This is a genomic window from Thalassospira sp. CH_XMU1458 (genome assembly GCF_037027205.1).
Taxonomy (GTDB): Bacteria; Pseudomonadota; Alphaproteobacteria; order Rhodospirillales; family Thalassospiraceae; genus Thalassospira; species Thalassospira tepidiphila.
This window is the reverse complement of record NZ_JAYMDW010000001.1, coordinates 35,728-57,675: the sequence shown is the minus strand read 5'-3', so window position 1 is coordinate 57,675 and position 21,948 is coordinate 35,728. Positions and strand designations below refer to the sequence as shown.

Annotated in this window: 18 protein-coding genes; 6 read left to right on the top strand and 12 right to left on the bottom strand. The window is 54.5% G+C overall.

Annotated features, from left to right (window positions below):
• Positions 1 to 43: 43 nt before the first annotated feature.
• Positions 44 to 922 carry a LysR family transcriptional regulator gene (locus WBY09_RS00265; RefSeq protein ID WP_197146492.1) on the bottom strand — a complete coding sequence of 293 codons (879 nt, stop codon included), beginning with the start codon at positions 920 to 922 and terminating at the stop codon, positions 44 to 46.
• A 157-nt stretch (positions 923 to 1,079) separates the two neighbouring features.
• On the opposite strand from WBY09_RS00265, the gene WBY09_RS00260 reads away from it, so the two are divergent.
• A complete protein-coding gene (locus tag WBY09_RS00260; RefSeq protein WP_197146493.1) occupies positions 1,080 to 1,688 on the top strand; it encodes a glutathione S-transferase family protein in 609 nt (202 codons plus the stop codon).
• Positions 1,689 to 1,815: 127 nt separating this feature from the next.
• Here WBY09_RS00260 and WBY09_RS00255 read toward each other — a convergent pair whose 3' ends face one another.
• Positions 1,816 to 2,484 (bottom strand): glutathione S-transferase family protein, encoded by a 669-nt coding sequence (locus WBY09_RS00255; protein WP_197146494.1) that lies wholly within the window; start codon positions 2,482 to 2,484, stop codon positions 1,816 to 1,818.
• A gap of 146 nt (positions 2,485 to 2,630) precedes the next feature.
• Between WBY09_RS00255 and WBY09_RS00250 the strand changes: the two genes are divergently transcribed.
• A complete protein-coding gene (locus WBY09_RS00250; protein ID WP_197146495.1) occupies positions 2,631 to 3,299 on the top strand; it encodes a TetR/AcrR family transcriptional regulator in 669 nt (222 codons plus the stop codon).
• 17 nt (positions 3,300 to 3,316) lie between these two features.
• Here WBY09_RS00250 and WBY09_RS00245 read toward each other — a convergent pair whose 3' ends face one another.
• From WBY09_RS00245 to WBY09_RS00230, 4 genes are all read right to left on the bottom strand, one after another.
• Positions 3,317 to 4,399: a 2OG-Fe(II) oxygenase family protein gene (locus WBY09_RS00245; RefSeq protein ID WP_197146496.1), complete on the bottom strand. Its 1,083-nt coding sequence runs from the start codon at positions 4,397 to 4,399 to the stop codon at positions 3,317 to 3,319.
• A gap of 46 nt (positions 4,400 to 4,445) precedes the next feature.
• Positions 4,446 to 5,591: a succinyl-diaminopimelate desuccinylase gene (gene dapE / locus WBY09_RS00240; protein ID WP_336231750.1), complete on the bottom strand. Its 1,146-nt coding sequence runs from the start codon at positions 5,589 to 5,591 to the stop codon at positions 4,446 to 4,448.
• A 154-nt stretch (positions 5,592 to 5,745) separates the two neighbouring features.
• Positions 5,746 to 6,591, bottom strand: a complete 846-nt coding sequence (gene dapD / locus WBY09_RS00235; protein ID WP_336231749.1) for a 2,3,4,5-tetrahydropyridine-2,6-dicarboxylate N-succinyltransferase — start codon at positions 6,589 to 6,591, stop codon at positions 5,746 to 5,748.
• A 263-nt stretch (positions 6,592 to 6,854) separates the two neighbouring features.
• Positions 6,855 to 7,550 carry a pyrimidine 5'-nucleotidase gene (locus tag WBY09_RS00230; protein ID WP_336231748.1) on the bottom strand — a complete coding sequence of 232 codons (696 nt, stop codon included), beginning with the start codon at positions 7,548 to 7,550 and terminating at the stop codon, positions 6,855 to 6,857.
• Between the two features lie 459 nt (positions 7,551 to 8,009).
• Here WBY09_RS00230 and WBY09_RS00225 point away from each other — a divergent pair, with 459 nt between their 5' ends.
• Positions 8,010 to 9,692 (top strand): EAL domain-containing protein, encoded by a 1,683-nt coding sequence (locus WBY09_RS00225; RefSeq protein WP_336231747.1) that lies wholly within the window; start codon positions 8,010 to 8,012, stop codon positions 9,690 to 9,692.
• 67 nt (positions 9,693 to 9,759) lie between these two features.
• On the opposite strand, the gene WBY09_RS00220 is transcribed toward WBY09_RS00225, so the two are convergent.
• The 3 genes from WBY09_RS00220 to WBY09_RS00210 form a co-directional block, all read right to left on the bottom strand.
• Complete coding sequence (locus tag WBY09_RS00220) at positions 9,760 to 10,560, bottom strand: substrate-binding periplasmic protein (protein ID WP_336231746.1); 801 nt, start codon at positions 10,558 to 10,560, stop codon at positions 9,760 to 9,762.
• Positions 10,561 to 10,815: 255 nt separating this feature from the next.
• On the bottom strand, positions 10,816 to 12,441 hold the full coding sequence (locus WBY09_RS00215; protein WP_120223664.1) for a phosphoenolpyruvate carboxykinase: 1,626 nt from the start codon (positions 12,439 to 12,441) through the stop codon (positions 10,816 to 10,818).
• 218 nt (positions 12,442 to 12,659) lie between these two features.
• Positions 12,660 to 13,433 carry a HugZ family pyridoxamine 5'-phosphate oxidase gene (locus tag WBY09_RS00210; RefSeq protein WP_336231745.1) on the bottom strand — a complete coding sequence of 258 codons (774 nt, stop codon included), beginning with the start codon at positions 13,431 to 13,433 and terminating at the stop codon, positions 12,660 to 12,662.
• Between the two features lie 423 nt (positions 13,434 to 13,856).
• Here WBY09_RS00210 and WBY09_RS00205 point away from each other — a divergent pair, with 423 nt between their 5' ends.
• Positions 13,857 to 16,091: an EAL domain-containing protein gene (locus WBY09_RS00205; RefSeq protein WP_157097710.1), complete on the top strand. Its 2,235-nt coding sequence runs from the start codon at positions 13,857 to 13,859 to the stop codon at positions 16,089 to 16,091.
• A complete protein-coding gene (locus tag WBY09_RS00200; protein ID WP_064780420.1) occupies positions 16,084 to 18,051 on the top strand; it encodes a sensor histidine kinase in 1,968 nt (655 codons plus the stop codon). Before WBY09_RS00205 ends, WBY09_RS00200 begins: the two co-directional genes overlap by 8 nt.
• On the opposite strand, the gene WBY09_RS00195 is transcribed toward WBY09_RS00200, so the two are convergent.
• A complete protein-coding gene (locus WBY09_RS00195) occupies positions 18,052 to 18,249 on the bottom strand; it encodes a DUF1289 domain-containing protein (protein ID WP_336231744.1) in 198 nt (65 codons plus the stop codon). It lies immediately after the preceding gene.
• A 138-nt stretch (positions 18,250 to 18,387) separates the two neighbouring features.
• Complete coding sequence (locus WBY09_RS00190) at positions 18,388 to 18,585, bottom strand: CsbD family protein (protein ID WP_063085705.1); 198 nt, start codon at positions 18,583 to 18,585, stop codon at positions 18,388 to 18,390.
• A 275-nt stretch (positions 18,586 to 18,860) separates the two neighbouring features.
• On the opposite strand from WBY09_RS00190, the gene WBY09_RS00185 reads away from it, so the two are divergent.
• On the top strand, positions 18,861 to 19,478 hold the full coding sequence (locus WBY09_RS00185) for an RNA methyltransferase (protein ID WP_063085702.1): 618 nt from the start codon (positions 18,861 to 18,863) through the stop codon (positions 19,476 to 19,478).
• 143 nt (positions 19,479 to 19,621) lie between these two features.
• Here WBY09_RS00185 and WBY09_RS00180 read toward each other — a convergent pair whose 3' ends face one another.
• A complete protein-coding gene (locus WBY09_RS00180; protein WP_336231743.1) occupies positions 19,622 to 21,886 on the bottom strand; it encodes an anthranilate synthase component I in 2,265 nt (754 codons plus the stop codon).
• Positions 21,887 to 21,948: the final 62 nt, after the last annotated feature.

Below are 21,948 nucleotides of genomic sequence, written 5' to 3'. Positions count from 1 at the left end.
TATCCGGGCTGGTGACAGGTAAAACGACGCGGGGCGCATCCAATCAGCTTGCGGCCGGTCTGGTCAAGTCATCATCAAGATGATGGGTGACATATTCCTGGATCGCACCGGCAAGCTGGCGATTGACCAGCGGATGGGCTTCTTCGGCCAGCATGACAGCGACACCGACGGCTGGCAGTGGCGGAAATCCGTCCCGCGCATCAAGGATTTTGAATTCATCGGTCACACTGGCGGAGGCAAGGGCGGCAACACCCAAACCATCGCGGACCAGATGCAGCATCGAGGCCGCCTGCCGCGAGGTCGCATAAAGCGTGAAGGGCCGGTTGGATTTCGAAAAGGCGTCAATCGCCCATGCATGAAACTTGCAATCTTCGGCCGGGAGAACAAGCGGCAGCGGATCAAGAAGGTGCTGCTCATGAACTGCCGATGTCACCCAGACCCCAAGTTCATGGCGCAGGAAATATCCCTCTTCACCTTTTTCCGACCGGCTGATGATCGACAGATCAAGCTCCCCCTGATCAAGCATCCGGCGCAGCAGGATCGTCGGATTGACCGACACGAAAAAGCGCGCCTGTGGATGCACCGCACTTATGGCGCGCAGAACAATTGGCAAAATCTTTTGCGCGTAATCATCCGGGCAGCCGATGCGGATCGGACGGCTTTCTTCCTGCGAACGCAATTGTCCCATCGCCTCATCCGTCAGGCTCAGGATCCGTCTGGCATAGCCGACAAAGGTGATGCCTTCGTGGGTCAGTTGAACGTTGCGTCCGTCGCGTTCAAACAGCTTGTTGTCGACCAGTTCTTCAAGCCGCTTCATCTGCATGGAAAAGGCCGATGGCGTGCGACCGATCCGGTCTGCGGCACGGTTGAAGCTGCCGCATTCGGCAAAGGCGACAAAGCTTCGAAGAAGATCGGAATCCATGGCTTCTCCTTTGATCAGAAAAATTGATCAGGAATTTTGAACAATAGGGTCAAAACTATTCGATTGTCCGATTGCGATCCAGCGGCAAATATCAAACCCGGCCGGCCAATGCTGTAACGCGAATGCTTTTGATGCATATGCCACAAGGATGAGTCTGATGATTTTGAACGACTATTTGATGTCGGGTAACGGCTATAAAGTCCGTTTGCTGCTATCCATGCTGGGTCAACCGTTTGAATATGTCGAACGTGACATCATGAAAGGCGAAACCCGCACGCCCGAATACCTTGAAAAGGTCAACCCGAACGGCAAAATTCCGGCCCTTGTCCTTGATGACGGAAGGAGCCTTGCTGAAAGCAACGCCATTCTGATCTATCTGGCCGAAGGCACCAATTTCATCCCCGAGGATGCCTATGACCGGGCCGATATGATGAGCTGGTTGTTCTTTGAACAGTATGACCATGAACCGAACGTCGCTGTTCTGATTTCCTGGTATGCGATCAAGGGCCTGCCGGAACATGCCGATATTCTCGGACCGATGAAACAGGCAGGGGCCAAGCGTGCGCTTGATCTGATGGAAAAGCGTCTTTCCGGTCATAACTGGCTGGTGGGCGACGCGCTTACCATCGCTGATATCTCACTTTATGCCTACACGCACCGGGCCGAGCTTGGCAAAATCAGTCTGGCACCCTATCCCGGCATTCGCGCCTGGCTTGACCGGATGACGGCGGTTCCGGGCTATGTGCCGATCACCTGGACGCCATAAAAATCCCAAAAAAGCAGCCACCACAAACAGGAACGTCACCCAAGGCAAGGGGGAGGCGGGGGAGTTGTTCCCATCCGTGGTGGCTGAATACCCTGACGGGAGAAACGTCAGGGTGGCGGTACAATTTTCAGGCTGATTTCAAAAGCTTTTCTGGCAAAAGCGGGTCGGTCTGGGCCGCAGAACTTCGCGCCTTGAAACGCGCAAAGGCATCGGCGACATTGGGCGCGCTTGCCAATATTTCCGGGCCGCCCGGCATGGCGTTCAGATAATGGATCATTGGCATGATCATCATGTCGGGAATGGTGAAACGGTCACCACAAACCCAGCCATCGCCATAAGCAGCATCAAGGACAGAAAGATCATGACGGATGCGGTCCGCCATTTCGTTCATACGGGTGGTAAATGCCGGGTCACGACGTTTGACATCATCGGCAAAAAACATCGGAATAACGAAATTACGGATGATGTCCGGGTCAAGCCGGGTCATGGCGATACTGATCCACTGGTTCATCCGGGCCGCTTTTTCGGCATGCACCGGGCGCAATAACGGCCCGGGGAAATTATCATCAATATAGCGGCAAATGGCGGCGGTTTCATAAAGCACGAACGGTCCGTGGGTCAGAACCGGCACCTTGCCAAACGGGTTGTTGCGCAACAGTTCCGGTGTTGCCGGATGGCCGGGTGGCTGGACATTCCGGCTGCTGAACGTAAACGGTATTTCCTTTTCCAGACAGGCAATGCGAACCGTGCGTGTCAGGTTACTACGCGGCATTCCGATAATTGTGACATCCGACATGGCAAGACCCTTTTGTTCGGTGAACTTGCAGACAGGATTACGTCCCCCATAATATGTTCAAGAACATATTATCAGAATGTGTCATGGTCGATCTGTCGTCCGATCCAAACATCCGATGACGTGCTGATTACCTGGTGGAGTTCGAAATGCCCTATGCGCCGACGCACAAGCCCAAAACCCGCATTCGCATCGTCAATGCGGCAAGTGCGCTGTTTAAAAAGCACGGGTTTGAAAATGTCACGATTGATCAGGTCATGGCTGCGGCCGGGCTGACCCGCGGCGGGTTTTATGCCCACTTCAAGAACAAGGAAGCCCTGTTTGTTGCCTGCGTTGAAAACGGCATGTCGCTTTTGTCATCGCCGGTGCTGGCAAAATTGCGCAAGGCCGAGCTGTCCGGAAGCGACTGGGTGACATCCTTTGCCGAACTCTATCTGTCACGGGTCCATATCGATAACCCCGAACTTGGATGTGCCCTGCCGACCCTGTCATCCGAGGTCTCACGTTCCGGCGATCAGGCACGTGCAGCGTTTTCAAAACTGATTGAGCAGGCATCGGGCAAGCTTGCCTGGAAACTGGCAAAGGAAGACGGTGTTCCGGGTATGGACAAGCCCGTCCCGGTTGACGGTGCGTCCGTGCTTCCAGATGTTCCTGATGGTTACCGCACCGAAGCCACATCGATGCTGGCGATGCTGGTCGGTGCGGTCGTTCTGAGCCGTGCGGTCGATCACGAGACGGCCGAGGATATCCTCGCGGCAAGTCGGGAAAGTATTTCGCGCTCCCGTCATCAACATCTGGCGACAGCAATTGCGAAATAGCTGCCGAGATCTCGTGACTATTTCATTGCAAGCGGGGTGATTTGCTTTTTGCGTTCAGCCATCATTTTTTGCTCGGCCAGCGCGCCGGCCTCGTCTGTCAGGAAGGTGAAAATTGCAAATCGCCGACCCTTGGTAACCGGCAATGCTTCATGCAAAAGCGAACATGAAAATACGACAGCACCACCGGGCGGCGGCGCATAAACTGCCCGGCCATATTCCGGGAAGCGCACCTGACCACCTTCGTAATCAATCGGGTTCAGGTTCAGAGATACCGCAAATCTTCGATGGGCTGTGAAGGCGGTGCGATTGTCTCTGTGGCGGCCAAAATGCCCCTGATTGGCTGAGTCATAGCACCCGATACGCAAGGCTTCCATACTGGCAGTCTTGAAATGGAATACCTTCATCAGTTCCGGCATCAGGCGCTTAACAAGCCGGGTTTTAACCCGATTGAAAAGCCCTTCATCAAGCAGGACCACGTCGTTGCGTTTCTTGATATTGGCCTTTGCGATGTTGCTGCCAATATCACCTTGAGATACCCCATCAGCCTTCTTTTCACCGGCCTCCCAGTAAGCCAGCAAGTCAGCGCACAGCTCGGGTTCAAGCACATCCTTCATCACCAGAACCGGTGCCTGATAGGATGCCGGTTCCGGGGCAGTTTGTGCCGCAATTGCATTGCAGGCTGCGATCAGATCATCAAGTTCCGATATCGAGCCGATTTTGCTTAGACGATGGTTGGGATCGATCAGGGCAACACTGCCGCCAGCACAGGCAAATAGCATGCGCAACTTGTTTTCCGCATCAAAAAGCTCGGTTGCCTTCGCGCTGGATTTGCCAGATTTCTTCGGGCTTTTCTTTCCGCCAATTACGATGAAATGCAGCACTTCGGCATCTGCGGTCGCATCACGAAGCTGATCAATTTTCTCCCACTCGGCCTTGCCGGGTTTTTCATCAAAAAACCACAAGGCCAAAGTGTTTCCGGCAATGAGCTGGTAGGTCAGGTCGATGCTTTCCCCCGTGGTATCGGGGAGCACAATCTTGGGGACAAAGTCTCCCACTTCCAGACTTTTGGTCTTTGGGGGCTGTTGCGATGTACCAGTCATGTCCGAAAATCCAAAAAATCAGAAAAAGGAAACACGTCTTCTTTAATCACGAAGTCGTAAAATAACCGGACAGAATTTCACTGTAAATTCTTGTGAGGTTTTCGATGTCATCGACCATGGCGTGTTCATCGACCTTGTGCATGCTTTGCCCGACCAGACCGAATTCGGCGACCTCGGTGTATTTCTGGATGAAGCGTGCATCGGATGTGCCGCCAGTCGTGCTCATTTCAGGCCGCTTGCCGGTGATTTTTTCCGAGGCATCGGCGATCAGGTTGGCGAGCTTGCCCGGATTGGACAGGAACGCCTCGCCAGAAATCTTGACCTTTAGATCGTGCGCGCCAGCATGCTCGGCGCAGACATCCTCAATCCACTTTTTAAGATCCGCACCCTTATGCTGATCGTTAAAGCGGATGTTGAACGCCGCACTGACCTTGGCCGGCACCACGTTGGTCGCGGTGTTTCCGGCATCAACCGTGGTGATTTCAAGGTTGCTGGGCTGGAAGTGATCGGTGCCCTGATCAAGCGCGCGAGAATTAAGCACATCAAGCGTCTTGATCATGCGTGGCACCGGGTTGTCGGCCAGATGCGGATAGGCGACATGGCCCTGTGCGCCATAAACCGTCAGCCAGCCGGTGATGGAGCCACGGCGGCCAACCTTCATCATCTCGCCCAGATATTTCGGGTTGGTCGGTTCGCCGACGATGCAGCAATCGAACTTTTCGCCCTGCTGATCGCACCATTCAACCAGCTTGACCGTGCCGTTGATCGCGTCGGCTTCTTCGTCGCCCGTGATCAGGAAAGAGATGCTTTCATCAAAATCCGGATGGGCAGCAAGGAACGCGTCAACCGCACCAACAAAGCAGGCAATGCCGGTTTTCATGTCCACCGCACCGCGGCCAAACAGACGGCCGTCTTTGACTTCGCCCCCGAACGGATCAACGGTCCAGGCGGCAACATCGCCAGCGGGAACGACATCAGTATGCCCGGCAAAACAGAAATTGCGCCCCTTGGTCCCCAGACGGGCATAAAGGTTATCGATCGCATCACTGCCATCACCATCAAAGACCTTGCGCGTGCACTTAAATCCCCGTGCCTCCAGCGCCTTTTGCAACACATCAAGCGCGCCTTCATCGGCAGGTGTTACCGACGGGCAGCGGATCAGGGATTGTGCAAGTTCAAGGGCGGTCGACATTGGCATTCTCTTAGTCTTTGGGTGTCAGACGATAATAGGAATTTTTGCCTATTTTTCTGTTTCACGTGAAACAAAACAGGAACAAATATGCATTAAGGGGCGAAACAGTCCTCTGTTTCGCCCCTTATATCATGATCTTAAAGCGCGTTGCAGATCAGTCGCGCAGGAGTTCGTTGATCGAGGTTTTCGAGCGGGTCTTTTCATCAACGCGCTTGATGATGACCGCGCAATAGAGGCTCGGCCCCGGCGTACCATCTGGAAGCGGCTTGCCCGGAATGCTGCCTGGAACAACCACGGAATAGGCCGGTACGCGACCGACAAAGGTTTCGCCGGTGGTGCGGTCGATGATCTTGGTGGATGCGCCGATAAAGACACCCATCGAAATGACAGCACCTTCTTCGACAATCACACCTTCGACGATTTCCGAACGGGCACCAATAAAGGCGTTGTCTTCGATGATGACCGGGCCGGCCTGAAGCGGCTCAAGCACGCCACCGATACCGGCACCACCCGACAGGTGAACGTTCTTGCCGATCTGTGCGCAGGATCCAACCGTTGCCCAGGTGTCGACCATCACGCCGGTATCGACATAGGCACCAAGGTTCACAAAGGACGGCATCAAAACGGTGCCCGGTGCGACATAGGCCGAACGGCGCACGATGCTGCCCGGAACGGCGCGGAAACCGGCCTTTTTAAACTCGGCCTCGCCCCAGCCTTCGAACTTGGAGGGGACCTTGTCCCACCAGTTGGTGTTTTCGCCGGGACCGCCTGCGATGGTGGTCATGTCATTGAGACGGAAGGACAGCAGAACCGCCTTCTTCGCCCACTGATTGACAACCCATTTGCCATTGGTCTTTTCGGCAACGCGCAGGTCGCCGGAATCCATGGCGCCAAGCGCCTGCTCAACGGCTTTGCGGATTTCACCCTGGGTGGCGGAGTTGATCTCGTCGCGGTTTTCCCAGGCGACGTTGATCACGCCTTCAAGCTCGGTTCTGTTCATTTTTCGAAGGTCCTTGCGGTCAGCCAAAATTGCGTTGGCGGAGAATGGTCAATGCGCGCGCGCAAGTCAACTCCGCCAGTTTACGTAGAAACGCCTGTTTCAGGCAGATTTCCGTTCCTGATCCCGTATGGCCGATAGACATAGCCGATCAGGGGGCCAAGCTCAATCCTGCAACGACCATAAATGCATCGCTGGCGGGCACTGCCGTCGATCATTGCATTGGGCGATTGCCGCCGCAGTTTGCGACCATCTGCTGGGTATCGTCAGGAACCGTTGTTAAGGCCGCGCAAAAATCCAACAAGATCATCGGTGTGATGATCAATGCGCGGATCATCGCGGCCATCCCTTGCCCAGTCGACATCGGTATGCACCCAGACCGTGGTCATGCCCATATCCTTGGCGGGCAGAAGATTTTTCGCCATGTCTTCAAAAAAGACCGCACGGGTCGGATCAACCCCGTCGCGCGCCAAAAGCAGGTCATAGGGTTCCTGTTTGGGCTTGGGGATATATTTCGCATCAACGATGTCAAAGATGGTTTCGAAATGATCGGCAATGCCAAGACGATCCATCACCCGTTCGGCATGGCCGCGTGACGCATTGGTGAAAATCAGTTTGCGTCCCGGAAGATCATCAAGTGCACGGGCAAGATCGGGGGCCGGTGCCACCACCGACAGGTCAATATCATGGACCTTGGCAAGATAATCGGCCGGATCGATTTCATGTTCGGTCATAAGCCCGCGCAAGGTCGTGCCATAGCGATGGAAATAGTCCTTTTGCACGCGGTAGGCTTCGTCGGCCTCAAGTTTCAGCGCGTCGCGCACATATTGCCCGATCAGGTCGGATACCTGTGAAAACAGATTGCACGCTGCCGGATAAAGCGTGTTGTCGAGATCAAAGATCAGAACGCTGTCATCGTCGACACGGGGCAATTCGGATCTGCGTTTCGGGGCGGTGGTCATGATCTGGGGCCTTCCGGATATGCTTGTTGGACAGACGTGCCTGGCGCGCGTGTCAGGCAGTCGACATTTGTATGCGATCCTTACGGTGTTGCAAACCATCAGGATCAATCAGAACCACAAATGGTGTACCCGTGGTCATTTGTTCGCCGTTGAATTGCAGGGTGCCAGGCGTGAACTGCATAGGGGTTTAAAACCGCCAAAAAGAGCAAACATATATTGGGTTCTTGTCCGGGATCCATGTCTGGTGCCTTGGGCTGCGCGTATCAAATGTGATGGAGGATCGGCCCGGAAAACCGAGCGAGGACATTATTATCCGTCCGCATAGGAAATTCAGGTTTTGTAAAACCCTTGTTAAGTAGAAGCAGCGAAAATGACCGAAAGCCATTAAGGCGATCAGACTGGTTTCCGTGCTCGGGGGAAGGGAATCACTTGTTGATCCGGGCAGCGTGAGAGGGTGCATTGGATAAACTTATAAAGGCGCGAACAACCGAACTGCGCAAGGAAAGAAACCGTTTTGCGGCATTGGCCTTTGTCTGGGGGGATCTTCTTCTGGAACTGGACGGGGATCTGCGCATTGTTTTTGCCTCTGGCGCGTCAGACGGGATTTTGGGGCATCGGCCACAAGACCTGTCGGGGAAGTCGTTCATCCAATTCCTGGCAAAACAGTATCGCCCGCTGGTGACAGAGATGTTGCGGGTCGCGCGCCGTCGCGGGCGCATGGACAATATTCAGGTCCGCTTCAATCAGCAGGCCGACATGTTAAGCCCGCCGGTTTCCATGAGCGGCTATTTCCTGCCTGATCTTGGTGACCATTTCTTTGTCGCACTCAGGGTTGCTATCAATGCCCTGTCGCCTGATGTTGCCGCCAGCCTTCAGCGCGACACTGCTACGGGACTTCTTGATGAGGAAAGCCTGTCAAAGGTCGTCACGGAACGGTTGATGGCGCGCCGGGAAACCGGGATCGAGCACAAATTTACCCTGATGACCCTCAATGCGTTTGATCCGCTATGCGCGCGGATGAAACAGATCGAACAGGCGGAAATGATGGCCAGCGTCGGAGCCTTTCTGCGCGCCCATTCGGTTGCGGGCGACACGGCCGGGCGACTGGGGACAGAACAATTTGGCATGTTACATCGGGCAGATGTCCCGATTGGCGATCTTGAAAAACGGATCGAGGAATGTGTGCGCGATGCCGATCCGACCGGGGTTGGCATCGAGGTCAGTTCATCCGTGACCGATTTTACCGCCGAGCTGATCCCGCCGGGCGATCTGGCGCGCGGGGTTTTGTATTCCATCCGGCGGTTCTGTGACCGGCAGGAGCACAGCTTTACGTTTTCGCGCCTGATGGGGCAGGCGGATAATCTGGTCAACAATACCTTTTCGGCGATGCAGGATTTTGGCACCCGGGTCGATCAGTTGAAGTTCGACACGGTGTATCAGCCGATCGTGCGCCTGCCGAATGCGGAAATCCATCATTTCGAAGTGCTGGTAAGGTTCTATGACGATGATGGCAAACTGATCCCGACACAGGAATTGGTCAGCTTTGCCGAGCAGGTCAATATGGTCCATCGCCTTGATCTGGCGATGTTGCGCCGAAACCTTAAATGGATCACCTCCCAGCTTGATCAGGGGATAACCGCCCGTGTGGCTGTGAATATTTCCGGCCATTCGTTGGGAAATCCGGATTTTTGCCGGTCCGTGATCGCGCTGTTTGAGCGCCATCGCGAAGCACTTGGCCAATTGATGCTTGAGATCACCGAAACCGCCGAAATCGCAGATATCGATACGGCGGCAAAGTGGATTGCCCGTTTCCGTGAATTCGGGGTCGAGATCTGCCTTGATGATTTCGGCACGGGTGCGTCGAACTTCCGGTATCTTAGCGCAATGGATATCGATTATGTAAAGATTGATGGCGAATCAATCCGGCAATCGACCAAGACGGCCAAGGGACTGGCGTTCCTGCGATCGCTTGTCGATCTGTGTCACGACATCAATGTCGAGGTTGTCGCCGAGATGATCGAGACAGACAAGATGCGCGAACTTGTGACCAAGGCCGGTTTTGACTATGCGCAGGGCTATCTGTTCGGCAAGCCAGAAGCCGACATTACGCTGTATTGGCGTGATTCTGTTTATAAGCGGTGATGCTTGCAGGCGAGGACATTTCCCGGCGGGGATATTGAGCCGCGAGATGCGGAGCTGACTGGTAAGATCAGTTTTTGCTGTCCTCGGAAGTCACGCCATATCGGGCGAGGATTTTGTCAAACAGGCCATTTTCCCGGATCGTGACAAGGCCGTTGTTTAACTCGGTCAAGAGGGCCTTTGGGTCCTTGGCTTTACGCGAGATGCAAGAATAGTAGGGATTGTTCGAAATCACCTTGAAGTGAATTTGACCGGCCCCGCTAAAATTGTGTTCCGAATTGTGCAACTCGTACTCCATTGGCGCCTTATAGGACAAGGCGGCATCAATACGGCGCGAAAGCAGCATATCAAGCAGGGTGGCTTCGCTATTAACCACGAGAACATCAAGTCCGGCATGGCGTGCAGTTACTTCGAGACTATAGCCGTTGACGACGCCGACAATCATGTTCCTGGCATCGGCAATCTTTTCAATTGATGTCAGGGCATTCTCGCCCATGGCATAGAACGCCACGCCGACATGTCCCAGCAGATAAGAATAAAACAGGTCCTCTTCGCGTTCAGGCAGGTAACTGCACGAACACAGGCCATCGACCTGTCCGGTACGGGCAAGGAAATAGGCCCGTCGCCAAGGGTAAAACGGCGTGATCAGGGTGATGTTGCGCGTGGCAAATGCGGCGCGCAATATTTCGATGTCGTAGCCCGGCAAAGTGGCGTTCTCGGCAATTTTTGAAGGCGGGAACGGATTGCACGCGAGCGTAACGGTACGCTGGTTGCCAGCGGGGGGGATCAGGGTGTTCTGGGCCGATGCCGTGCTGATTGTGCCAAGCAGGACCAAGGCACCAAGGGTCAGGCAAATGACCTTGCTGCACATGCGCAGATGTTGGTGCGCGCCGATAGCAGAACGGCGCAAAGACACATATGAAAGAATACCGGCCCACTTTCCCACGATTTTTTTTAACCGCTCTAAAAAGAATAACGGAATCAATATGCTATCACGCTTTTATGGATAAGGATGCGTTATTCGCGCGATGCATGAAACAATTTAAGGTAGAAAGATTTACAAATAGTCACGCAACAAAAAAGGCCGGTGTTTGACACCGGCCTTTTAGAATATCAATGCCCGATTTTATTCGGCGGCTTTGACTTCCGCGCTGTTGCGGATGGCCGCTTCGCGGACATCGTCGGTGACATGTTCTTCGAACTTCGCGAAGTTCTTTTCAAACAGGCCTGTCAGGTTGGTGGCAGCCTTGTCATAGGCAGCCTTGTCTTTCCAGCTTTCGCGCGGGTTCAGAACACTTGCGGGGATGTCGCCGCATGCGGTCGGATAGGCCAGACCGAAGAACGGATCGGTGGCGAATTCGGCATTTTCCAGATCGCCATTCAGCGCAGCATTGAGCAGGCCACGGGTATAGGCAATCTTCATGCGCGAACCAACGCCATAGCCGCCGCCGGACCAGCCGGTATTGACCAGCCAGCAATTGGCTTCGTGTTTTTCCATCATTTCGCCAAGCAGCTTGGCGTAAACTGACGGATGACGCGGCATGAACGGCGCACCGAAGCAAGCCGAAAACGCAGCAGTCGGTTCCTTGACACCTTTTTCGGTGCCGGCAACTTTTGCGGTGTAACCCGACAGGAAGTGGTACATCGCCTGTGCCGAGGACAGTTTTGCGATCGGCGGCAGAACGCCAAACGCATCACAGGTCAGCATGATGATGTTTTTCGGGTGACCACCACGACCGGTTTCCGAAGCATTCGGAATGAATTCGATCGGATAGGAAGAACGGGTGTTTTCGGTGTGACGGGCATCGTCGAGATCAAGCTCGCGCGATTGCTTGTTCATCACAACGTTTTCAAGAACGGTACCGAAACGCTCGGTCGTTGCGAAGATTTCCGGTTCTGCTTCGCGCGAAAGTTTGATCACCTTGGCGTAGCAGCCGCCTTCGAAGTTAAAGACGCCGTCTTCGCCCCAGCCGTGCTCGTCATCCCCGATCAGGGTGCGCGATGCGTCGGCAGAAAGCGTTGTTTTACCGGTACCCGACAGGCCAAAGAACACGGCGGTGTCGCCATTCTTGCCCATATTGGCCGAGCAATGCATCGGCATGACGCCCTTGGCCGGCAGGATGTGGTTGAGAACCGAAAAGATCGATTTCTTCATTTCGCCGGCATACCAGGTACCGCCGATGATGACCATTTTGCGCTCAAAACTGACCATCACGAAGACTTCGGAGCGGGTGCCGTCGTCTTGCGGGTCTGCCTGAAGGCCCGGTGCATGCAGAATGGTGAATTCCGGCGCGAAGTCGCGCAGTTCTTCTTTCTGCGGCTGGATGAACATGTTGCGGGCAAAAAGGTTATGCCATGCGTTTTCGTTGATCACGCGCACCGGCAGGCGGAAACGCGGATCGGAACCGGCAAAGCAATCCTGAACGAACAGTTCGGTGCCCTGGAAATATGCGCGCACTTTCTGATAGAGGCGCTCAAATACTTCCGGGCTGACCGGGCGGTTTACATCGCCCCAATCGATATCTGCCTTGGTGCTTTCTTCTTCGACGATGAAGCGATCCAGCGGGGAACGGCCGGTATGTTCGCCGGTAAGGGCGACAAAGGCACCGCCTTTGGCGATTTTACCTTCGTTGCGACGGATCGCATGTTCGTAAAGGCCGGCAGCGTCAAGGTTCCAGTGAACGGCGCCAAGGTTTTTGAGGCCATGGGTTTCAAGGCCTACACGGCTGACAACGGGTCCTGATTGCAGCACGAAACTCTCCTGGTGGGAATGAAAATCTGGGGGTTAATGTCCTATTTTACACTGCCAATTGTGGGTAATCGGAAGCGCTGAGACATATTGTTACAAAGGTGTCTTAAAAGCAACCGCTCCTTTTGCCTTATACCTAGGAAAACGTAAGTGTTTTTGCGTTTGCGAAAATTACATTTTCAGGGTCGCGGGTTTAATGTTCAGAATACAAATGGTCCGACTTATGCGCGCCATATTTTGCACATTTTGACCAAAATTTCGCGTGCCTCGTCCGGCGTTCGGACCGGGGTCGGGAAGTCGATTCTAAGCGGTGCGATATCGACCGAATTGGCAATCAAAACCATGCCATCGCAATCAATCGATTGCATCTGCCAGCCGGCGTTGGGATCGGCGGTGGTGAAGTGACCAACAATGCCGGAAAGGGCATCGGCATGATCTGCATTCATATGCGCAACGATCCCGTCATGGCCGTCGATCAGGGGGGTGATGTTTGCTGGTATAAGCTTGTCACCCGAAAGGCGGCGTTGTTTGCCAAATCCGCCAACCCAGTAGGCTGCATCGACAGAAACCCGATAGAACCCGAAATCGGCAAACCCGGCATATTGGGCGGCATCGGGATGGGTTTGCAGATAGCGTTTTTTCACCCGGTCAAGGTCAGTGGCGGCTGTTACCGGCATGGCGCGCCCGAAGATGGTCAGTCGGGCGGTATCGGTTTCAATTGTGGCCGTACCATCGTTGTTTTCGGCCAGATCGTGGTTTGTCACCAGAAGCGAAACGCGATTGTCGGCCTTGATATGACGGGTGTGATCAGCAAGTTCAGAAATCAGAAGGCAGGGCGTGCCATCGATGTCGCAGGCCGGAACAACCATCGATGTCACCGGCCAGCCATCAGGGATCTGAGCATGATCGTGCGCGGTTGTTGCCAGAACGGCCCGTCTGGCATGACGCAGCATCTGGCGCAGGGCGTGTGATGACGGTGCGGTATCTGATGACATGGAATGCCGGTGCCTTGTGGTTGTTGCCCATCAACAGATAAAGCCAACTGGCCTGCCGCGCAACCAAACCTAAAACCTGTTTTGATCACGATAAAGTTGCAAAGGTTAGTAATCCATAGGTTGAAAAAATAAATCGCGTACGCACCTGTAGTAATGGGATCGCGTGACGGACGATGTGACGACGGATGGGCTCGAAAATTGCCGGTCACAGGGCTGTAATCCGTTTTGCGTGATCCCATATCGCATATCAGCATGTGTTGTTGTGATGAATTTTAGCGAGAGGTTTCGGGGAGACTGCCAAGGTCGTTCGTATCCATTTTGAGGGAAATGGGTGTTACCGATCTGGTGTGTGCAGAAAAACAATTGGCGGTCTGGGAAACGGATTTCGTTTTCCAGCGGCGCGATTGAACAAAGGATACAACGTTGATTGAGCCAGTTATGTCGGAAACCTGGCCGTTGAAGGCAGGTTCTCACACGGATGATGAGCGGCAAGGTGATCGAACGTGGCGGATTCTTGTCGTTGATGATGACAATGACGTACATGAGGCGACTGACTTCGCGCTGCGCAGGGTGCAGATTCTTGGCCGACCGCTTGAGTTGATTCATGTTTTTTCGGCTGAAGAAGCGCTTAAAATCCTTCATATGACACCCGACATCGCAGTGATTTTGCTTGATGTCGTCATGGAACGACCCGACAGCGGATTGCGTCTGGTCGAGGAACTCCGCGCCGAAGGATATCGCGAGCAACGCATCATTTTACGGACCGGTTATCCCGGTGATGCGCCTGAAAAACAGGTCATCCGTGATTACGAGATTGACGACTACTGGTCCAAGGACGAGTTGACCCGTACCCGTCTTGTCACGTCGCTGACAACGGCGATCCGGACGGTTGATTATGTCAGGGCGCTTAAGGGAACGCGCGCCGGTCTGGAAATGGTGATCGAGGGCACCCAGTACCTTTACCAAAACAAGAGTATCGATATCTTTGCCGAGGGGGTTTTAACCCAGCTTGCAGCCATCCTGCGGGTTAGCCCGGAAGGTGGTGTCTGCGCACTTGCCGAGTTGTCTGATCAGGAAGATAACCTTGTGGTACTTTCCGGTATCGGGCGGTTTGCATCCTACGTCGGGAAAAGACTTACGGACGTCGAAGATATCGATCATGACCTGATTTCAGCGGGGGATAACAACGGTACGGCACCGGTCATTTCCGGCAACAAGATCCTGTTTAGCCATCGAAGCGACACCGGACGCCGATTGTTGATCTATTTCGTTCATGATCAGGTCTTAAGCCCGGAAAATATCGTCCTGGTTGAGGTGTTTGCCACCAATCTTGCGATCTGTTTTGACAATCTGGCCTTGATTTCAGAGTTGGCGGAGCTGGCATTTGTCGATCAGCGTGCCGGACTTCCCAATCAGAACGCGTTTGATCGCGAACTGATGCATATGACGCGAAATGGCAGTGACGCGGCAATTGTTGCGATGGTCGCGATTGAAGATGCCGCACAGTTTTGCGTTGCTTTTGGCGTGAATTACTTCGATCGGGTCATCACCGCGGTTTATGATCGGCTGCGCTCGGTTGTTGGTGACAACGTATTGGTCGCGCGCGTCGGGGAATACACGCTTGGTCTTGTTGACAGCACCGGAAAGGTCGAAGTTTCAGCCATTGAAGAAATTTTTGATGAGACGTTCGAAGTGGTCGGGAGCCCGGTGGTGGTGCGCGGGACCATCGGGATTGTGCGCGGCAATCCGCAAGGCCGCCGTGCCAGCGACATCCAGCGCGCAGCAAGGCTGACATTGCTGAAACAAAAGCAGAGGGCCCCGGGGGGTACCGCTGAGTTTGAGCCGTCCATGGCCGATGAAGTACAAAGTGCCTTGCAAATGGTTGGCAAGTTGCGCGAAGCGGTGCGGGATCGAAAACTGACCTTCGTGTTCCAACCCAAAATCTGCCTGAAAACCGGTGCCGTCATCGGTAGCGAGGTTCTGTGTCGTTGGATCGATGAAGGACAACCGGTTTCCCCCGGTCGGTTTATCCCGGTTGCCGAGCGCGCCGGACTAAGCGGCGAGATTACTTTGCAGTGCCTAGAGGCGGTTACAAAGCTGAACGCAATGCTCAGGCAACAGGGTCTTCAGCCTCTGCGGGCTGCGATTAATCTCGCAGCCAATGACATTGACAATATCGATTTCATTAACCGGTTGATCGAAGCTTGTGAAGACCATCAGCTTGGCCCGGAAAATGTCGGTTTTGAAATTACCGAAACCCAGCGTTTTACCAATGATGGTGAGGCAACAGCCTGTGTTCAAAAGCTGGCACGCCAGGGATTTGAGATTTGGCTGGACGACTTTGGCACGGGATATTCGTCGCTCAATCACCTTGATATTTTGCCAGTGCGTGGCATCAAGATTGACAAGTCCTTCATCAGCGGCCTTTCGGCAGGCGGGTATGCCAGTCATGTTGCTGCAACTGCTGCAAGAATTGCGCAAACCCTTGGTATCGAAGCAGTTGCAGAGGGTATTGAAACCACCGATCAGCAAGAAATTTGCAAGGATCTTGGCATTCAGTTTGCGCAAGGTTTTCTCTACAGCCCCGGACTTCCCCCGGAAAAATTTGTCGAATGGGTGAAAAGCCACGATAACGACGGGCGATCTGACAATGGTTGACGCGCAGCAAAATTCGCCATCTGTGACGGACCATACCTTGCCACTGGTGGAAGGCCGGAAATCCCGTTGGCATCAGGACGGTTACTTTTGGCGGGTCACCAGTCTTCTTGCGGTTTGCGGGATGCTGATCTTTTTCGGTTTGATGACATTCTGGCACACGCTTGAAGCAAGTCGTGAAGACGAACAGACGGTGCGTCGGTTGGTCGTTGACGTCACCCATCGCGCGGCAGATCTGCAGCAATGGTATGAAACCGCCATCCAGACCGTGAACCTGTCGATCCTGCATCCGGCGGTACAGGAATTTGAAACCCAGCCTGAGGCAACCATCAGATATTTCAGATCCCTGGCCCGCGAAGTGCAACGTTTCAGCCAGCTTCGTATCGTTTTGCCGTCTGGCATGGAAGCTGTCCGGGTAGATGCGCGCGGTAATGAGGTGATTGTTACCCCGGAAGACGAACTACAGGATAAATCGGATCGATACTATATGGAGGCGGCCCGGTCATTGAGCCCGGGGCAGGTCTATGTCAGCAGGCTTGATCTGAATGTCGAAAATGGCGAGATCGAAGTACCCTGGCGTCCGACGACCCGCTTGGTTGCACCGATCAGCGGGATCGATGAGAGCGTTGTCGGCTATCTGATTGTTAATCTGGATATGGGCGCGCCATTGGTGCCGTATGGAACGGCACTTAACGGCGTGACACGAACCGAGCTTGTCAATCCGGATGGATACTGGTTGGCCGGGGCAGAAGATGATCGCAATTGGGGGTTTATGTTGCAACATAACGCCTCGGTCGCGCAGGTGGACCCGCAACTTTGGCAACGGATCAAATCCGTGCAATCGCAAGGTGGCTTTGAATATGCGGGCCGTATTTACGAGGTCGAAACCCTTCCGATTGAACGGATGCTGAGCAGTTTTACAAGTGGCAGTATGCGATCAGAATCCGCTAGGTACCATATTGTCGCAAGTTCGCCCGCCTATCAGGTCTGGGCGGGAAACAAGGCCTTAGAGGTGATCTTTGTATGCCTTGTTCTGGTACTGATTTGGGTGCTTTCAGGCGGGATCGGGTATCTTATGTTGCGGCGGCGACAAACCGCAGAACTGCAGGCACTTTTGACCAAGGATTTGCTGGTTCAGGGGCGCATGGCATCCCTTGGCCGGATTGTGGCCGGGGTATCGCATGAAATGCGCACCCCGCTTGGCAATGCCCTTACGGTGACGACGACCATGGCCGATGATCTGCAGGATTTGCAGCAATCCCTGATCACGGCGGGGGATTTCGACGAAGAACGCACTGAGATGATCAATGCGCTTATTGATGGCAACCGGATTGTTCAAAAAAATATTGGCCGGACCAAAGAATTGCTGAAACATTTCAACCAGACAGCCACGGATCAAACTGTGCACATTCATCGCAGTTTCGATCTGAGCAAGGTTATCTCAGATCTGGTGGCGACATTGCGCAATCAGTTCAAAAAGACAGGCATTAAACTGACGGCAGTTCTACCGCCCTCGGCACATCTCGACAGTTACAGCGACGCGATTGATCAGGTGATCCTCAGCCTGATCATGAATGCCCATCAACATGCGTTTGTCGGCCGCGAAAAAGGCGAAATCAGCATCCGGTTAAGCGAACGGGATGCTGATAATTTCCTTCTTGAAATTGCAGATAACGGCATCGGTATCGCACCGGAAAATCACGACAAGATTTTCGAGCCGTTCTGGTCGCTTGACGGCACGACGAGTGGCAGCGGCCTTGGATTGGCGATCATTTTGAACGTGGTGCAAAACACCCTTGGCGGGAAGATCAAGATTTCATCTGTTCCAGGATCCGGGACCGTGTTTCAGATTGTCTTGCCCAAAACCGCCCCGATCCGTGACGGCGCCCAAGAAAGCCCGTTCTCGGTCAAGGATGAAGCGCCGATAAGCCCGGCCGGTTTGGAAATGACCCAATCGGGTTAATTAATCTGAACAGGGGGAAAGGGCTGCGTCTTTGTGATCAGCCCGGCGTTGTTTGGCTTTGGAAATGACGCGTTTTTTGGTGCCGTCGCTCATGGTCATCCAGGAACCGATTTCATCGCCGGTGCGATAACAACCCATGCAGTAACCCGATCTTGGGTCAAACATGCAGGTGCCGTTGCACGGGGATTTGACGGGCATGATGATGGGCCTGTAAACGCGAAAACAAAGATGTCAGACCCATAAAAAGCAGTTTCGCGCGCAGCAATCAAGGGGAGGATCTTGGGCTGCGCGCGAAACGAACGGGGGGATGGCCGGTTATGGCTTAAATCAAATCACTTAAAGGCGGTTGAACCACTCGCGGACCTGACGGTCGGCCTCTTCGCGTTGAATGCCATAGGCTTCCTGAATCTTGCCGACCAGTTTGTCTTGCTGGCCATCAATGGTATCGACATCATCGTCGGTCAGGCGACCCCACTGTTTTTTGACGTCACCGGTAAGCTGTTTCCAACGTCCTTCGATTTGGTCCCAATTCATTATCGTCTCCTGTTTTGGTTGACGGTTTGCTCGACCAAGGGATGTTGTGCCCTTTGTTAGAATCAACGAAGCAGCAGCGGTGTTGTTCCAAATTGTTTTGCCAGATCGGTTAGGGCGACCGGATAGAGCAACCGGTTGCATCAACGGGTGGCAGCATTGCCCGTGGTGTGCTTGCCATATCGTGCCCGGGGCGCTATAGCCCCCTACAGTTCTTTTTATGGAGTTGTTTTCGCACCGGCCCGAGACCGGCTGTCTGGTGCGGCACGGAGGAAGATATGCGCGGCTATTTCGGGATTGGAATTGAAGGGGCAAGCAAGCCTTTGAATGTGGGCACCCTGTTTCGTTCTGCCCATGCCTTTGGCGCAAGTTTTGCGTTTACGGTGGATGCAGATTTCCGTGAGGAACGCTCCAACATCACCGATACATCGAAGTCGGGCGAACAGATGCCCTACTATCATTTCCCCGATCACGAAAACCTGTTCCTGCCGCAAGGCTGCCGCATGGTGGGGGTCGAACTGACACCCGATGCGATAGAACTGCCAAGCTTCAAGCATCCGTCGCAAGCGGCCTATATCCTGGGTCCGGAACGCGGCAACCTGTCAGATGAAATGCAGGAAAAATGCGATTTCATCATCAAGATCCCGATGAGTTTTTGTGTCAATGTGGCGATTGCCGCCAACATCGTGATGTATGACCGGGTGATCAATCTGGGCCGGTTTGCCCCGCGCCCGGTGCGTGCTGGTGGCCCCACCGAACCCAAGCCCGAAGCCCATTACGGCGGCTGGATTTCGCGCACGCGCGACAAACGCAAGGGTGACCCGGAAAAATTCCGTCAGGCCCCGCCACCGGATTACTCTGTAATCGACGGTTCGCTTGATGACGACGATGCCTGATCACGGCATCTAACGACCCTGAGTAAATAAGCAGCAACGGCCGCGAGGGAGGAGCACGGCCGTTGCTGTGTGTGATCTGCGGTTTGCTGTGCCTTGACAGGGGGGGCTTGGCACGCCACGCAGATCAGGGTGTTTGATGATGGTCAGGCGGCCTTGTGATCGGTCGCTGTATCTTCCTTGTTTGTCGTGTCGTCCTGTTCGGGGTCTTCGATCTTGTCATCAGGGCGCTGGCCATGCGGGTTGCGCAGAAGGTTTGCGATCATGCGCATGCCGACTTCGCCCTGAAGGGTCAAAAGGCTTTCGGGGTGGAACTGCACGGCACTGATCGGCAGGCTTTTGTGGCGGATGCCCATGATCACCCCGTCGTCACTGCGCGCCGTGACCGTAAGGTCGGCTGGCATTTCAGCCGCCTTGGCAAACAGGGAATGGTAACGTCCGACAACGATGTCTTCGGGTAGGCCATCAAACAGCGGATCAGTTGTATCGAGTTTCACCTTTGACGGTTTGCCATGCATCGGTGTGACAAGTTGACCCAGTGATCCGCCAAAGAATTCGACAATCCCCTGAAGACCAAGGCAAACCCCGAACACCGGCAAACCCGCGGCAAGGGCGCGTTCGATGCTGTCGCGCAGGTGATAGTCATCAGGCCGCCCGGGACCCGGTGACAGGAACACCAGATCAGGTTTGAAATCCTCAAACGCCTGATCGGGGAAGCCCGGACGGAGTGTGAGCGTTTCAGCCCCCGTCGCACGGATGTAGCTGGCAAGGTTCTGCACAAAGCTGTCTTCGTGATCGATCAGAAGCACGCGTTTGCCGACACCTGACACCGTCGGATCAAGGGTGACTTCATCCTTGGCATCGCGGGTGACGGCATCAATCATCGCCGATGCCTTCAGCACGGTTTCGGCTTCTTCGGCGTCCGGTTCGCTATCAAATAACAGCGTCGCGCCCGCGCGGACTTCGGCGACACCCTGTTTGAGGCGCACGGTGCGCAGCGTCAGGCCGGTATTTAGATCGCCATTGCACAAAACAGCGCCAATCGCCCCGCCATACCAGGCGCGCGCACTGCGTTCGACGGCCTCGATATGTTTCATCGCGGCCCGTTTGGGCGCACCGGTAACCGTGACCGCCCAGCAATGGGTCAGGAAGGCGTCAAGCGCATCAAAGCCATCCCGCAGGCGGCCTTCAACGTGATCAACCGTGTGGATCAGGCGCGAATACATTTCGATCTGACGCCGGCCCAGAATGCGGATGCTGCCGGGTTTGCAGACGCGTGCCTTGTCGTTGCGATCAACATCGGTGCACATGGTGAGTTCCGACTCTTCCTTGGCAGAATTCAGCAATGTGCGGATATTTTCGGCATCCTCAATCGCATCACGGCCACGTGCGATGGTGCCGGAGATCGGGCAGGTTTCGATACGCTGTCCCTTGACCCGGACATACATTTCAGGCGATGCGCCGATCAGGTGTTCACCGTCGCCGAGATTGATCAGGAAGCCGTAAGGGGCGGGGTTGCGACGCTTGAGACGGCGGAAAATTTCCGACGGTTTGACATCGCAGGCGGTGCGGAAAACGCGGCTGGGCACGACTTCAAACAGTTCGCCACGGGCAAAGCGGTGCTTGGCATCGTCAACAATGGCGGCATATTCGCCCTGTTTCATGTCGTTTTCGATGGCGGCGTTGTTGCCGCGTGATGGCGGATGGGGTTGGGAAATGCGCTCAAGGCCCGCAGTGCTGCGACCATCGGGGGCGATAAATTCATAATCAAAGCGGGTGGCGACGCGCGATGCATGGTCGACTGTGACCATCTGATCAGGCAGGAACAGGTGGATGTCCTTATGATCGGCCGGGCGGTCCTGCGCCAGATTGATCTGTTCGAAATGAAGCGCGATGTCATAACCGAAGGCACCATACAGACCAAGACGTTCATCGCCCTTGTGCCCGAACAGATCACGCAGTGCGCGCACGACAGAAAACAGGCTGGGTTGCTGGCTGCGTTCTTCTTCGGGGAACCAGGCGGCGGGTTTTTTGACCACGCCATAAAGCCCGTCTTCGCCGTTGGTCAGGCTTTCGACATGGGGATGGTTTTCAAGCGTACTTGCAATGACATCAAGCAAAACCCGACCGCGATCATTGAGCGCATGCACGGCAAAGCCGCGTTCGCGCCCGACGATTTCAAGCGGTGGGGCATCAAAGCCCATATCCCAACGTGAATAGCGCCCCGGAAACTCATAGCTTGACGACAGCAACACGCCCTTGGTGGCATCAAGCGCATCAATCAGGCCTTCGGTTGCGTTTTCGTAGGGCATTTCGGTCATGCGGCGGATAACCGAAACACCGCCATCGGTGGTGTAGCGATATTCGCTGCTGTCAGTGGAAATGCCGGTCTGGCTTGTCGGGGTCGTCACGTTTTTTACTCCTGTGTGGGCCTTTCGCCGCAGGAGCCATGTGATCTTAAGACAAGGAAGAA

Excerpts from the sequence above, each read along its gene's own strand:
- WBY09_RS00265 (WP_197146492.1), bottom strand. The coding sequence starts at position 922 with ATGGATTCCGATCTTCTTCGAAGCTTTGTCGCCTTTGCCGAATGCGGC.
- WBY09_RS00260 (WP_197146493.1), top strand. The coding sequence starts at position 1,080 with ATGATTTTGAACGACTATTTGATGTCGGGTAACGGCTATAAAGTCCGT.
- WBY09_RS00255 (WP_197146494.1), bottom strand. The coding sequence starts at position 2,484 with ATGTCGGATGTCACAATTATCGGAATGCCGCGTAGTAACCTGACACGC.
- WBY09_RS00250 (WP_197146495.1), top strand. The coding sequence starts at position 2,631 with ATGCCCTATGCGCCGACGCACAAGCCCAAAACCCGCATTCGCATCGTC.
- WBY09_RS00245 (WP_197146496.1), bottom strand. The coding sequence starts at position 4,399 with ATGACTGGTACATCGCAACAGCCCCCAAAGACCAAAAGTCTGGAAGTG.
- dapE (WP_336231750.1), bottom strand. The coding sequence starts at position 5,591 with ATGTCGACCGCCCTTGAACTTGCACAATCCCTGATCCGCTGCCCGTCG.
- dapD (WP_336231749.1), bottom strand. The coding sequence starts at position 6,591 with ATGAACAGAACCGAGCTTGAAGGCGTGATCAACGTCGCCTGGGAAAAC.
- WBY09_RS00230 (WP_336231748.1), bottom strand. The coding sequence starts at position 7,550 with ATGACCACCGCCCCGAAACGCAGATCCGAATTGCCCCGTGTCGACGAT.
- WBY09_RS00220 (WP_336231746.1), bottom strand. The coding sequence starts at position 10,560 with ATGTGCAGCAAGGTCATTTGCCTGACCCTTGGTGCCTTGGTCCTGCTT.
- WBY09_RS00210 (WP_336231745.1), bottom strand. The coding sequence starts at position 13,433 with ATGTCATCAGATACCGCACCGTCATCACACGCCCTGCGCCAGATGCTG.
- WBY09_RS00200 (WP_064780420.1), top strand. The coding sequence starts at position 16,084 with ATGGTTGACGCGCAGCAAAATTCGCCATCTGTGACGGACCATACCTTG.
- WBY09_RS00195 (WP_336231744.1), bottom strand. The coding sequence starts at position 18,249 with ATGCCCGTCAAATCCCCGTGCAACGGCACCTGCATGTTTGACCCAAGA.
- WBY09_RS00190 (WP_063085705.1), bottom strand. The coding sequence starts at position 18,585 with ATGAATTGGGACCAAATCGAAGGACGTTGGAAACAGCTTACCGGTGAC.
- WBY09_RS00185 (WP_063085702.1), top strand. The coding sequence starts at position 18,861 with ATGCGCGGCTATTTCGGGATTGGAATTGAAGGGGCAAGCAAGCCTTTG.